Origin of the sequence: Nocardiopsis sp. LDBS1602, assembly GCF_035818715.1 — a bacterium.
Classification (GTDB): Bacteria; Actinomycetota; Actinomycetes; order Streptosporangiales; family Streptosporangiaceae; genus Nocardiopsis; species Nocardiopsis alba.
Genome location: NZ_JAYLVW010000001.1, coordinates 187,610 through 200,848, shown reverse-complemented (window position 1 = coordinate 200,848; position 13,239 = coordinate 187,610). Strand labels below are relative to the sequence as shown.

At 72.5% G+C, this 13,239-nt stretch carries 12 protein-coding genes; 5 read left to right on the top strand and 7 right to left on the bottom strand.

The genetic code is table 11. The annotated features are described in order from the left end of the window. Window positions 1-12: 12 nt before the first annotated feature. The 4 genes from U9J66_RS00900 to U9J66_RS00885 all read right to left on the bottom strand — a co-directional run bounded on the left by U9J66_RS00900 (window position 13) and on the right by U9J66_RS00885 (window position 4,924). On the bottom strand, window positions 13-849 hold the full coding sequence (locus U9J66_RS00900; protein WP_326336667.1) for a hypothetical protein: 837 nt from the start codon (window positions 847-849) through the stop codon (window positions 13-15). Continuing rightward, window positions 846-2,051, bottom strand: a complete 1,206-nt coding sequence (locus U9J66_RS00895) for a homogentisate 1,2-dioxygenase (protein ID WP_161112211.1) — start codon at window positions 2,049-2,051, stop codon at window positions 846-848. Before U9J66_RS00895 ends, U9J66_RS00900 begins: the two co-directional genes overlap by 4 nt. 135 nt (window positions 2,052-2,186) lie before the next feature. Next, window positions 2,187-3,854, bottom strand: a complete 1,668-nt coding sequence (locus U9J66_RS00890; RefSeq protein ID WP_326336666.1) for an FAD-dependent monooxygenase — start codon at window positions 3,852-3,854, stop codon at window positions 2,187-2,189. A 107-nt stretch (window positions 3,855-3,961) separates the two neighbouring features. Beyond that, entirely contained in the window at window positions 3,962-4,924 is a 963-nt protein-coding gene (locus tag U9J66_RS00885; RefSeq protein ID WP_014911234.1) for an MBL fold metallo-hydrolase, read from the bottom strand. A gap of 290 nt (window positions 4,925-5,214) precedes the next feature. On the opposite strand from U9J66_RS00885, the gene U9J66_RS00880 reads away from it, so the two are divergent. The 3 genes from U9J66_RS00880 to U9J66_RS00870 are packed head-to-tail and all read left to right on the top strand — an operon-like array spanning window position 5,215 to window position 7,761. Further along, window positions 5,215-5,754, top strand: a complete 540-nt coding sequence (locus U9J66_RS00880; protein ID WP_014908722.1) for a MarR family winged helix-turn-helix transcriptional regulator — start codon at window positions 5,215-5,217, stop codon at window positions 5,752-5,754. Window positions 5,755-5,804: 50 nt separating this feature from the next. Further along, window positions 5,805-6,653 (top strand): aminoglycoside phosphotransferase family protein, encoded by an 849-nt coding sequence (locus U9J66_RS00875; RefSeq protein ID WP_326336665.1) that lies wholly within the window; start codon window positions 5,805-5,807, stop codon window positions 6,651-6,653. A gap of 46 nt (window positions 6,654-6,699) precedes the next feature. Continuing rightward, a complete protein-coding gene (locus tag U9J66_RS00870; RefSeq protein ID WP_017535301.1) occupies window positions 6,700-7,761 on the top strand; it encodes an aminotransferase class V-fold PLP-dependent enzyme in 1,062 nt (353 codons plus the stop codon). A 65-nt stretch (window positions 7,762-7,826) separates the two neighbouring features. Here the strand turns inward: U9J66_RS00870 and U9J66_RS00865 are convergent, their stop codons facing one another. Together U9J66_RS00865 and U9J66_RS00860 are read right to left on the bottom strand one after the other, a co-directional pair. Continuing rightward, window positions 7,827-8,285: a nitroreductase family deazaflavin-dependent oxidoreductase gene (locus tag U9J66_RS00865; RefSeq protein WP_017535300.1), complete on the bottom strand. Its 459-nt coding sequence runs from the start codon at window positions 8,283-8,285 to the stop codon at window positions 7,827-7,829. Window positions 8,286-8,392: 107 nt separating this feature from the next. Then, the gene (locus tag U9J66_RS00860; RefSeq protein WP_326336664.1) at window positions 8,393-9,688 is read right to left on the bottom strand and encodes a GNAT family N-acetyltransferase; all 1,296 of its coding nucleotides are present in this window, start codon (window positions 9,686-9,688) and stop codon (window positions 8,393-8,395) included. 215 nt (window positions 9,689-9,903) lie between these two features. On the opposite strand from U9J66_RS00860, the gene U9J66_RS00855 reads away from it, so the two are divergent. Together U9J66_RS00855 and U9J66_RS00850 are read left to right on the top strand one after the other, a co-directional pair. Next, window positions 9,904-10,902, top strand: coding sequence for an N-acetylglucosamine kinase (locus tag U9J66_RS00855; protein ID WP_014908369.1), 999 nt, complete (start codon window positions 9,904-9,906; stop codon window positions 10,900-10,902). An 83-nt stretch (window positions 10,903-10,985) separates the two neighbouring features. Continuing rightward, a complete protein-coding gene (locus tag U9J66_RS00850; RefSeq protein WP_326336663.1) occupies window positions 10,986-11,846 on the top strand; it encodes a siderophore-interacting protein in 861 nt (286 codons plus the stop codon). Here U9J66_RS00850 and U9J66_RS00845 read toward each other — a convergent pair. Beyond that, window positions 11,843-13,201 (bottom strand): dihydrolipoyl dehydrogenase family protein, encoded by a 1,359-nt coding sequence (locus U9J66_RS00845; protein WP_326336662.1) that lies wholly within the window; start codon window positions 13,199-13,201, stop codon window positions 11,843-11,845. The genes U9J66_RS00850 and U9J66_RS00845 overlap by 4 nt on opposite strands. Window positions 13,202-13,239 lie beyond the last annotated feature (38 nt).

Genomic DNA, 13,239 nt, shown 5'->3' with positions numbered 1-13,239 from the left:
GCTTTCCGAAGGTCAGAGGGTGAGCGCTCCGAGGACCACGAGGTCCTCCAGGGGTTCGGTGACGCTGCACGTGCCGAAGGAGCGGAACCGGGAGCGCACGTCGGCGATCTCGGTCTCGGTGAGGGCCGCGGCGCGGGCTGCCAGGGCCCGGCCGTCCCGGTCGGCCAGGGTGGCGGCGGCCTCCTTGCGGCCCTCGCCGTCCAGGAGCAGGCGGGTGGCCAGCAGGACGTTGAGGAATCCGTGCTGTTCGAACCCCTCGGGGGTGGTGTGGCGGACCGCGTGGTGCAGTCCGGCCGTGCACTTGAAGGGCAGCCCGGCGTTGACCGTGGTGGCCAGGAGCGCGGCGAGTTCGGCCTCGGAGGGGTGGGCCTCGGCTCGGACCCCGCCGGTGCGGAACTTGGCGTGGGCGCCGGTGCCGACCAGGGAGGCGATGTCGGAGGCGGCCCGTTCCCCCCGGGCGATCTCGACGTGGCCGCCGACGCCCCGGGGCAGGGTGGCGGCGAGCGCGACGGCGGTGTCGCCGGCCCGGTCCGGGGGCGCGGCCACCTCCACTCCGACCAGGCGCAGGACCGGATCGGCGGTGATCGCCTCGATGGCGGCGGCCAGGTCGTCGGATCCGCCGGGCACGGTCACCACGACGTCGAGCGGGCCGTGGTCCCCCTCTTCCCGGGCCAGGACCGCGCGCAGTTCGGCGATCCGGCCGTCGGAGACCAGGAAGGGGCCCACGTACGGGGCGCGGGCGCCCGCCCGGTGCGCCCGGTGGGCGGGCAGGGCCTCGCCCATGGGCGCGTTACCGGGCGGGAACAGCGCGGCGTCGTCGAACAGTCCGCGGTACAGGGCCGAGGTCATGCCCGCCCCTGTCCCTTGGCCCAGGTCCAGGCGTAGGTGCCGTCGTCGACGGCGGTGCCGCCCTCGCCCAGGTCGAGCGGGCGGAAGGTGTCGACCATGACGGCGAGCTCGTCGAAGGCCTCCGCGCCGACGCTGCGCTCGTAGGCGCCGGGCTGGGGGCCGTGGGAGTGACCGCCGGGGTGCAGGGAGATGGAGCCCTGGCCGATGCCGGAGCCCTTGCGCGCCTCGTAGTCGCCTCCGCAGTAGAACATGACCTCGTCGGAGTCCACGTTGGAGTGGTAGTAGGGCACCGGGATGGACTCGGGGTGGTAGTCCACCTTGCGGGGCACGAAGTTGCAGATGACGAAGTTGTGCCCCTCGAACACCTGGTGGACGGGCGGCGGCTGGTGGACGCGGCCGGTGATGGGCTGGAAATCGTCGATGTTGAAGGCGTAGGGGTACAGGCAGCCGTCCCAGCCCACGACGTCGAAGGGGTGCGTGGGGTAGGTGTAGCGGGTGCCGGAGATGCCGCCGGGTCCGTCGCCGCGGTGCTTGATGAGCACGTCGACGTTCTCGCCCTCGACGAGCAGCGGACCCTCGGGGCCGCGCAGGTCGCGTTCGCAGTAGGGGGCGTGCTCCAGGAACTGGCCGTAGCGGGACAGGTAGCGCTTGGGCGGGGCGATGTGGCCGTTGGCCTCGACCACGTAGGCGCGCAGGGGTTCCTCGCCGGTGGGCACCCAGCGGTGGGTGGTGGCGCGCGGCAGGATGACGTAGTCGCCGCGGCCCACCTCCAGGACGCCGAAGACCGTCTCGACGCGGGCGGTGCCCGATTCGACGTAGACGCATTCGTCGCCGATGCCGTTGCGGTACAGCTCGGAGGGGGCTCCGGCGACCACGTAGGAGATGCGCACGTCGTCGTTGCCCAGGACGAGACGGCGGGACTCGACGACGTCGGCGGCCTTCCAGTCCTGGCCGGGGAACAGGTCGTGGAGTTTGAGGTGGCGGGGCACCATCGGGGCGTTGCGCCTGCGGGTCTGGTCGGGCACCTCCCACTCGGCGGCGTCGACGATGGCCGACGGGATGGCCCGGTGGTACAGGAGCGAGGAGTCGGAGGAGAAGCCCTCCTCCCCCATGAGCTCCTCGTAGTAGAGGCCGCCGTCGGGGTTGCGGTGCTGCGTGTGGCGGGTGCGGGGCACCTCGCCGACCTGGCGGTAGTGGGCCATGGTCGTCTCCTTGTTCGGCTCTCGGGTCCGGTGTCCTCGCCCCTTCGCGGGGCCGTGGAGCGGGTCGTCGTGTGCGTCGGGGTGGATCGTTCCCCGGGTTCGGGTGCGTGTCCCCCCGGCCGGGGGCCGGGTTCGTCAGGCTGTGGCGACGATGTCGGCGGCCGGGTGTCCCAGGGCGGTGCGGATGGCGGCGCGCACGGCGTCGTGGTCGTCGCAGGGAAGGACGGCCGCGATGTGGGCGTCGGGGCGCACCAGCCAGACCTGACCGGGTTCACATTCCAGGGCTCGGCCCAGGGCTCCGGTGGGGTCGATGTCGTCCAGGTGGAGCGTGGTGATCGGGGCGGGCGTGGTGCCGGTGGCCACGGCGTGCAGCGCGGCGCGCGTCGTCTCGGGGTCGGTGCCCTCGGGGGTTCCGCTCAGGAGGAGTGTCAGCCCCTCGCGCAGGAGGGGGCGGAGTCGGGTCAGGTCGGGACGGCCGGGCAGCGCCAGCGGGACGTCGGGCATGATCACGCCTGGACAGGGTCTGGGCGCCGACCCGCGCGGGGGGCGTCCGCCGAAGGGGCGGTCGGGGCAGGGGGTGGTGAGCGCCGAGTCGGTGTACCAGAAGGGTTCGGCCAGTCGGCCGGAGTCGACCTTCGGGTGGACCTTCTCGTCGGTGACGGCGCGTTCGAGGACGCTCAGCCTCAGGTCGTGCTCGTCCTCGCCCTGGGGGACGAGGAAGCGCATGGTGGCGCCGGTGACCTCGGCGTTCTCCAGCGCGGCGGCGTGGCGTTCGGTGTGGTAGCTCTCCAGGAGCCACTCTCCGGCCCGACCGTCGCGGACGTAGGCCAGTTTCCAGGCGGCGTTCTCGGCGTCCTGGACCCCGGAGTTGAGGCCGCGCGCGCCGAAGGGGGCGACCAGGTGGGCGTTGTCGCCGGCGAGCAGGACCCGGCCCACGCGCATCCGGTCGGCGACGCGGGTGTGGAAGCGGTAGACCGAGTGCCACACGATCTCGTAGGGGGTGTCGCCGATGATCTCGCGGATACGCGCGTCCAGCCGGCCGCTCGATTCCTCCGTCTCCAGGTCGAAGTCGGCGGGGACCTGCCAGTCGATCCGGAACACCGAGTCGGGGCAGGGGTGGATGAGCACCTGTCGGCCGGGGTTCCACTCGGGGTCGAAGTAGAAGCGGCGTTCGCGTTCCCAGTCGCCGAGGTCGGCGCGGATGTCGCAGATGAGGAAACGGTCGTCGAAGCTGGTGCCGGCGAAGTCCACCCCCAGGGCCTTGCGGACGACGCCGCCGTGGGAGCCCAGACAGGAGACGGCGTGGGTGCCGCGGAGCAGGACCCGCCCCCGCGGGGTGGCGCATTCGACGGTGACGCCGTCCTCGTCCTGGTCGATGCCGGTGACCTCGTGGTTCCAGCCGATGACCACCCCGGCGCGGGCGAGGAGGTCGTCGAGGATCTCCTCGGTGCGCGACTGGGAGATGTTGACGAAGGTGGGCAGGGGCGAGGAGCCGGGGTCGGGCAGGCGGACGTCGAACAGCTCGTCGTCCCGGTAGAAGGTGCGCGCGGTGTCCCAGGTCAGGCCCTCGGCGGCGATGGCGCCGCCGCCGAGCCAGTCCCACACGTCGAGGACGTCGCGTTGCTGGCAGATGGCCTTGGAGCCGACGGCGTCGCGTTCGGGTCGGGCGTCGACGATCCGTACGGGCACCCCGCGACGGGCCAGGAGCAGGGCCGTCGTCTGTCCCACCGGGCCCGCGCCGAGGACCAGCACGGGGTCGGTGGAGGTGTCGGCGGGAGGACGTGGCTGTGGGGGGCGGTGCATGCCGGGCTCCGTTCGTGGGGCGTCCCGTACGGACGTGAGGGGAGGTGGAGGTGTGGGGGCGGGGTTCTTCCGGTCGGGGCCGGTCGGGGAGGACGGTGAGGGCCGGGTCAGCCCTGGAGGAGGTCCCAGACCTCGCGGTCGCGTTCGGCGGTCCAGATGACGGGCCGCTCGATGCCGGAGAACTCGTCCCACAGGCGGGAGACGTCGAAGGGCAGGCAGTGTTCGAAGATGGGCCAGTGGCCATAGCCGTCGACCAGGGCGGCGTGGGTGTTCTCGAAGGCCTCCTTGAGGGTGCCGCCGCGTTCGTGGACGGCGCCGACCTCGCGGATCATCACCTTGAGGAAGTCGCGGGTCTGCTCGATGGCGGCGTCGACCTCCTCGCGGCCCCGGCTGACGGCGCCGCGGCCGCCGACGAGCATCTCGGCCTGGAGGGCCTTGACCCGGTCGAGGGTGGCGCCGGCCCAGTCCTTGTGGAAGGCGTCGCCGGTGTAGAGGGCGGCCTGGGCCTCGACGAGGTCACCGGCGAAGAGGATCCGCTGCTTGGGCAGCCAGGCGACGATGTCGCCCTCGGTGTGGCCGCGGCCGAAGTACTCCAGGACCAGTTCGCCGCGGTCGCCGCCCAGGTCGATGGTGGTGCGGTCGGCGAAGGTCTGGGTGGGCCAGGTCAGGCCGGGGACGGAGTCGGCGTCCTTGGCCAGCCGGGGCATGCGGCCGAACTCGCTGGCCCAGTCCTGCTCGCCGCGTTCGCGGATGAGCTCGTGCGTCTTCTCGTGGGTGAGGATGACGGTGGCGTCGAAGGCGCTGGCCCCCAGGACCCGGACCGCGTGGTAGTGCGACAGGACCAGGTAGCGGACGGGCTTGTCGGTGTGCTCACGGAGCTTGGCGAGCCATTCCCTGGCGGCGGTGGGGGTGGCCAGGGCCTCGAAGGCCACGACGAAGTCCTCGCCCTCGATGGCGCCCACGTTGGGGTCGCCCTCGGCGGTGAGGGCGTAGACGCCGTCGGCCAGGACCTCCAGGGTCTGTTCCTTGGCGTCGGTGTCTGCGGACGAGGCGAACGGCTTGGCTGCCATGGTCGGAAGGCCCCTTCGGTCGTCACGGGCGGTGTCCGCCGCCCAAATGATCAAACGTTTGATGAAAATGACCATAACGTGCCCTACGCCACAGGGCCAAGAGGCCTGGAACCCTCGATATCGTGATGCAGCTCACATATCGAACATGCGCGCGAAACCCGACGAAGCGACCGTGACGCACCCGTTTCGGAGCGTCACCGCCATCGATCGAAAGGGAAAGTGCTGGTGGGGCCGGTGTGACAGAGGAAAACGCCCCGGGACGGCCCCGGCCGCGTACTAGGGTGGTCGGCGTGACTCACAACACCGCACCCCCGGACGATCTCACCTTCTGGTCCTTCGTGGACTACGCGGTGCAGAAGGCCGAACGGGAACTCCCCACGGTGAACGCCGAGGCCATGCGCATGGTGCTCACCCTCAACCGGGCCACGAGCATGGTCGTCTACGACCTGGAGTCCTCCGTCCACCGCCCCCGAGGCTGGACCTGGCCCGGCTTCCGCGTCCTCTTCGCCCTCTGGCTGGCCGGCCCCATGGAGGCCAAGACCACCGCCGAGATCTCCGGAATGAGCCGCGCGGCCCTGTCCGCCCTGCTCAACACCCTCGAACGCGACGGACTGCTCAGCCGCGAACGCGCCACCCACGACCGGCGCGCCCTCCAGCTCAGCCTGACCGACGCCGGCTACGGGGCGATCCTGGGCGTCTTCCGCGCGCACAACCGACGCGAGAGCGCCTGGGCCCAGGCCCTCGAACCCGAGGAGCGCCGTGAGCTGGTGCGCCTGCTCAACAAGCTGATGGCCGGCTCCACCGACGCCCAGGCCAAGTTCCGCAACTGAGAGACCGGCCCGGTGGTCGGTGCCCACCCCCCATGAAGGGACCGACGATCATGAGAGAACCCCGGGCCCGGCGGGCGGTGTCCGCCGCCCTCGCCGTCGCCGCCTCCTTCGACCTCGACGCCGACGACGCGGTGGTCCTGCACGAGTCGAACCGGATCACCCTGTGGCTCACGCCCGGCGACGTGCTGGCCCGGGTGGCCCCTCTCGGCGAGGACGCGGCCGGATTCGAGGTGGAGCTCGCCCGACGACTCACCCTGGCCGGAGCGCCCGTGGCCTCCCCTCACCCCCGCGTGCCGGCGGTCGTCCACGAACGCGACGGCTTCGCGATCACCCTGTGGACCCACCACCCGCCGGTGCCGCCCTTGGACGTCCCCGCGTCCGACTACGCCCACGCCCTCGCCCGACTGCACGAAGGTCTGCGCGAGATCGACCTCCCCGCACCGCGCTTCACGGACCGGGTGGCTCAGGCCCGCGCCCTCGTGGACGACCACCACCGCACCCCGGAACTGACCGCCCCCGACCGAGAGCTGCTCGCCGGCACCCTGCGCGAGATGGAGCAGGGCGTCCTCGAACACGGCGCCCCGGAGCGGCTCCTGCACGGCGAACCGCACCCCGGCAACCTGCTCCCCACCGCCGAAGGACCGCTCTTCGTCGACCTGGAGACCTGTTGCCGAGGGCCGGTCGAGTTCGACCTCGCGCACGCCCCCGACGAGGTCGCCGACCACTACCCGGACGTCGACAGGGAACTACTGCGCCGGTGCCGCACGCTCATGACGGCGATGATCGCCGCCTGGCGATGGGACCGGGACGACCGTTTCCCCGACGGACGACGGCAGGGCGTCGAGTGGATCGCCCGGCTCCGGGCCGCGACGGGCGCAGACGGCGCCGGTCTTCGGTGACGGATCGGGTCTTGTCGTGGGGGCACTCCCCTGTGAACATCTCGCTATGGAACAGAGCAGCGCCCACGAGCGCCTGCGCGCCGCCCGATCGTGGTTCGGCGCCCGGAACGTCTACCTCGACACCGCCACCCATGGCCTGACACCCGGGCCGGCCCTCCGGGCACTGGAGGAGCACACCCACGAGGTGGCCGAAGGAGGCTTCTCCCCCGCCGAGGCCGACGCCGGGGTCGAACGCGCCCGCGCCTCCTACGCCCGGTTGACGGGGGTGACCCCCGACCGGGTCGCCCTCGGCACCCACACCGCCCAGTTCACCGGGACCGTCGCCGCGAGCCTGCCGGAGGGCGCGGAGGTGCTGGTGGCCGAACGCGAGTTCAGCTCCACCGTGCACCCCTTCTCCACCCGTGAGGGGCTGAGGGTGCGCGAGGTCCCCCTGGAACGGCTGCCCGAGGAGGTCGGCCCCTCGACAGCGCTCGTGGCGGTGTCGGCGGCGCAGTCCTCCGACGGCGCGCTCGCCCCTCTGGACGACCTGGTGGCGGCCTGTTCCGACCGCGATACCCGCCTGCTGGTCGACACCACCCAGTCCGCCGGCTGGCTTCCCTTGGACGACGACCGCTTCGACTACGTGGTGTGCAGCGCCTACAAGTGGCTGCTGGGGACCCGGGGCTCGGCCTTCCTGTCCGGGACCGCCGAGGCGCTGGCCGCGCTGCGGCCGCGGGCGGCGAACTGGTACGCGGGGGCCGAACCGTGGGGGTCCCTGTACGGGGCGGCCCTGGAACAGGGATCCGACGCCGGGCGGTTGGACCTGGCCCCGGTGTGGCCGGCCTGGGTGGCGTTGGAGCGTTCCCTGGAGCTGATCGAGGAGGTGGGGGTCGCCGCGATCCACGAGCACGACACCTCCCTGGCCGACCGCTTCCGCGCCGAGCTCGGGCTGGAGGGCACCGGGTCGGCGATCGTGTCCGTGCCGGTTCGGGAGGGCACGGCCGCGCGGTTGGCCGAGGCGGGGGTGAAGGCCTCGGTCCGGAACGGGCGGCTGCGCCTGTCGTTCCACCTGTACAACACCGAGGACGACGTGGACCGGCTCTTGGAGGCGCTCGCCGGTTCCCTCTGAGCCCGCGCACACGACCGGCCCCCGCCCATCACGCTCACGCGGGGCGGGGGCCGGACCGGTCGGGATCAGCCCTTGGGGCCGACGACGAACACCGGGATACGGCGGTCGGTCTTGCGCTGGTAGTCGGCGTAGGGCGGGTAGGCGGCCACGGCCCGCTCCCACCACAGCTCCCGCTCGTCGCCCTCGACCTCGCGCGCGGTGGCGGCGAAGGGCTCGGGCCCGTCCTGGAGCGCCACCTCGTCGGGGGCGGCGCGCAGGTTGTGCACCCAGGCCGGGTCCTCGGGGGCTCCGCCCTGGGAGCCGATCACCGCGTACAGGCCGCCGTGCTCGACCTTCATGACGGCGGACTTGCGGACCTTGCCGCTCTTGCGTCCGCGCGTGCTGAGGATGACGACCGGCATCCCCGTGTCCATGAGGGTGTCGCCCTCGCGACCGCCGGTGCGTTCGTACAGTTCCACCTGGTCGCGGACCCACTGCGAGGCGCTCGGCTCGTATTCTCCGGGCAGGATGTCGTGCGTGGCCATCTCTCTCCCTGGCTCAGGCGAGGTCGTCGGATCACCCCGATGGTGGCACGAGAGGCCCCGCCCGGGGCGCGCGACATGCGTACCGCGGCCCCGGCGGGATCGGCCGATCAGAAGATGACGCCGCAGAAGGGGGCGTCGTGGCGGTGCAGGGCGGTGTCGAGTCGGGCCGTGGCGCCCGGGGTGTGCTCGGTGATCAGACCCGCCCGCAGGTAGCCGGTGAGCGAGGTCCGACCGAGGTGGGCCGAGCCCAGGTGGTGGACGTCCAGGGACAGATCGGGCGCGGCGTCGGTGGACTCGACCCGGGCGCCGTCGGTGTCGGCCTTGATCCGCCACCGTCCGGCGTTCCAGGGCGCGTACCGGTCGGCGACCTCCAGGACGCCCTCGAAGGGCGCGGCGTAGGGACGCTCGGACAGAGCACCCGGGACGTCGACCAGGCGCACCCACAGCGAGGGGAAGAGCTTGGCCGGGGCACGGCCCCGGTCGGGGAGCAGGTGGTGCAGCGGGCAGTCGGCCGGGAGGAAGGAGAACTCGACCCGGGAGACCAGGTCCCGGTTGAACAGATGCTCGAACAGGGCGGTCCAGACGGTGGGGGCGGTGGCGACGATCTCCTGGACGTACACCTCGCCCTGGGCGCCGTCGTCGGCCCACCGGGCCTTGGTGCGGTACAGGGCGTAGCCCAGCGGTCCCTCCGCCCCGTACACCACGACCGCCATCATGGGGCTGCGCCCTTCGCGGCGGTCGGGGGTGTCGCGCAGGGTCCGGTCCCACCAGGGCTCGGTCCGGCGGAACTGTCCGACCCTGGTCGAGGCGAAGGCGTCGTGGACGCGCTCCAGGTCGGCGCGGACCGCCGCCGGTTCCCGCAGGACGACCTTCAGGTCCGGGTCGCGGGGAGCGTCGGCCCGCAGCACGTCGTGGGGGCTGGAGATCGAGATCTCGTCCATCTCGTGGCAGGCGACGCCGTAGCCGAAGCGCTCGTAGATGGAGCCCTCCGAGGCCCACAGGGCGGCGTAGCGCACCCCCTGCTCATGGATGTCGGCGAGCTGACGGCGCATGATCGCGCTCAGGACGCCGCGCCGACGATAGGTGGGCCACACGCCCACACCGGTCACACCGGCCACGGGGACGGGCCCGCCGGGCATGGTCATCTCGAAGGGGAAGTGGTTGGCCGAGCCGATGATCTCCTCGGTTCCTTCGGTGTCGTCCACCGCGACGAGGAGGCGTTCGTAGCCCATCACGTCGTGCAGAAGGCGGGATCGTTCGAGCAGGGCCTCGAGTTCCTCGCCGAACAGGAGCGCCTGCCCGACCACGCGCATCGCCTCGGCGTAGTCGTCGCGGTCGCCGTGGCGCACCGTCCATTCTCTGCGGGTCGTGTTCACGGTCTTCTCCTCGGTTTCGCCGGCCATGATCGATGGTTACCAGGTCGGAGAAGGATCGAGCCACAGGTTTTTCACGCGCCGCGCCCTCGATCGGCGCCGTCGGAAGCGGCGCGAGAACCGGGTTCCCGTTCGAACCCGGAGCCGCACCCGGGTGAGTAATCCGCCCCCGCTCAGGGCAGGCTCTGTTCGTGACGACACGACGATTCCCTCCCTCCTCCCCCGCTCCCTCCCTGGTCGTGGGGGTGGACGCCGGGGGCACGACCACCCGCGCCCTGGTGACCACCCTGGACGGCGTCCCCTTGGGCGAGGCCCGGGCCGGCGGGGCCAACCCCAACGCGCACGGCCCCGAACGGGCCGCCGAGCAACTGACCGAGGCGATCGGTTCCGCCCTGGACCGGGCCGGGCCGACGGCGCGCGGTTCGGTGGTCGCGGCCGTGGTCGGTCTGGCCGGGGTATCGCTCCTGCGGGACGACACGATCCGCGAACACATGGAGGACGCGCTGGTCAAGGCCGGCCTGACCCCGGGAGGGGACGAGTTCGTCGGGGACGACGAGGTCGCCTTCGCCTCGGGCACCCCCGAGCCCCACGGCACCGTCCTCATCGCCGGGACCGGGGCGATCGCCACCCGGATCGAAGGGCGGCGCCGTGTCAGGACCGCCGACGGGATGGGCTGGCTGATCGGGGACGAGGGCTCGGCGTTCTGGATCGGGCACCAGGCCGCCCGGGAGACCGCTCGACAGATGAGCCTGGGCGGCGAGCTCAGTCCGCTGGCCCGGGCCGTGGCCAAACGGGTGGTCCCGGGGCGACGCCCCACCGGGGAGTACCGGCCCGAGGAGCACGCGCGCGACTTCGCCCGGACCCTGACCGCCGCCCCGCCGATCGGTCTGGCCGAGTTCGCCCCACTGGTGACCGAGGCGCATCGACAGGGCGATCCGTCGGCCGAGGTGATCGTGAACGCCGCCGCCGGGCACCTGGCCCAGTCGGTGCACCAGGTCCGGGTGCCGGGCGAACGTCTGCCGGTGGTGCTGGCGGGCGGGGTGCTCATCCGGTCCGCGCCGATCCGGGAGGCGTTGACCCACAAGCTGACCCTGGGCACCGGGGCGCCCGTGCTGCGGGCCGGTCGCACGGAGGGGGCCGCGGCCTGGCTGGCGGCGGTGAACGCCGGTGTGGACGGCGACGACCCCGCGCTGCACGCCGCCTTCACCGGCGCGGATCCGGCCGCCCCCTCGGTCCCGGCCTGATCGGCGCCGGTTTGCTCCGTTCCGTCACGGTGCCCTACTGTGTATCGGGTTAGGCTTGCCTAACCTACAGGAGAGGGGACTCCGTGACGGAGCGGCGGACACGTCCGAAGAGAATCGTCCACACCGGCCGGGTCGAGCGCGTCGAACGCCCGACCCCGCACATGGTCCGGGTCGTGCTGGGCGGTGAGGGCCTGGCCGCGTTCGAGACCTCCGGGGTCACCGACTCCTACGTGAAGCTGCTGTTCCCGCCGCCCGCCCCCGGCGACCCCGAACCCTACGACGTCGAGGCGATCAAGGCCGAACGGCCGCGCTCGGAGTGGCCGGTCACCCGCACCTACACGGTGCGCGCCTGGGACCCGCGGACCCGCGAGCTCACCATCGACTTCGTCTATCACGGCGACGTCGGCCTGGCCGCCGTCTGGGCCGCCCGGGCCCGCCCCGGCGACCTCCTGCGCTTCTTCGGCCCGGGCGGTACCTACGCCCCCGCCGCCGAATCCGACTGGCACCTGCTGGTCGGAGACGAGAGCGCGCTGCCCGCCATCGCCGCCTCCCTGGAACAGCTGCCCGAAGGCGCCACCGCGCACGTGTTCCTGGAGATCGAGGACGCGGCGGAACGTCAGGAGCTGAGGACCCCGGAGGGCGTCCACGTGCGGTGGCTGCACCGCGAGGGCGCCCGGGTGGGATCGCTCCTGGTGCCGGCCCTGAAGGAATGGACCTTCCCCGAGGGCGACCTCCAGGCCTTCGTCCACGGCGAGGCCGGGATGGTGCGCGAACTGCGCCGACTGCTGCGCGTGGACCTGGGGGTCCCCAAGGAGCGTCTGTCGATCTCCGGCTACTGGCGACTGGGCCGCAACGAGGACGGCTGGCAGGCCTCCAAGGCCGAGTGGAACCAGAGTGTGGAGGCCGAGGAGGCCGCCGCCCTGCGCGAGCGCGTCGACGTCTAGACGTCGAGCGCCTCCAGGGCCACGATGTAGCCCTCGTTGTAGGTGGGGAACTGGGGAACGGAGTCGCGCAGCGTCTCCACCGACAGCCCCGTCCGGATCGCCAACGCCACGGTGTGGATCCACTCCGAGGCCATCGGACCGAAGGCCCAGGCCCCCACCAGCACGCCCCTTCCACGATCGGCCACCAGACCCAGGCGCCCGATCGGATCGGTGGCGTAGGTCCAGGGCCGGGCCAGGACCTCGGTGAGGTCGACCTCGGAGGTGGTCACGTCCACCCCCTGGTCGCGGGCCTGCTCCTCGGTGAGCCCCACGGCCGCGATCTCGGGGTGGGAGAACACCACGCGGGGCACGCCCGTGTAGTCGGCGACGCGCGAGCCCCCGAGGACGTTGTCGGCCACCACCCGCCCCTGGTACTTGGCCACGTGCGTGAACATGGAGCGCGCGGTCACGTCCCCCACCGCCCACAGTCCCGGGGCCACCCGACAGTGTTCGTCCACCGGCAGGGAGCCCCGGTCCGGTTCCACCCCGAGGTCGGCCAGGCCCAGTTCGTCGCCGCGAGGACGACGTCCGGTGGCCAGCACCACGACGTCGGCGTGGACGCGGGAGCCGTCCGAGAGCTCGGCCACCACCCCGTCCCCCTCACGCGCCACCGAGGACACCTCGGCGCCGGTGCGCACGGTGACGCCCTCGGCCTCGAACCTCTCGGTGACGAGCCCGCACAGACGGGGGTCCTCACGGTCCAGAAGCCGGGGACCGCGCTGGACGATGGTGACCTCCGAACCCATGTCGGCGAGGAACCCGCCCAGTTCGATCCCGACCGCGCTGCCGCCGATCACCAGGGCCCGCGAGGGGATCTCGGTGAGGTTCGTGGCCTCCCGGTTGGTCCACACCAGGTCCGGGCCCAGCCGGTCCAGCCCCTCGACCGGCGGGCGGATCGGGGACGAACCGGTGGCGACCACGACGTGGTCGGCGGTCACCTCGGTGCCCGCCACCTCCACCCGCCAGGGGTCGCGCCCCACGATCCGGGCGGCCCCGCGCAGCACCAGGGCTCCGCGGTCCCGATAGTTCTCGGCCTGGGCGCTGTCGTCCAGGTGGCGGACCATGCCGTCCCGGTAGGAGCGCAGCTCGGACCACTTCCGGTCCGGGCGGGAGAGCCCGGCCACGTCGGCCGCCTCCTCCCGCGCCTCGGGAGAACGCAACAGGACCTTGGTGGGGATACAGGCGTAGTAGGCGCACTCCCCGCCGATCAGTTCCCGTTCGACCACCGCCACACGTCGTCCCTCGGCGAGCAGTCGGTCGGCGACCACCTCACCGCCGGGCCCCATTCCGATGACGATCGCGTCCACGTGTTCCATGTTCCCCGTCCTCGGTTCGCCGGATCTCCTCCCCGATG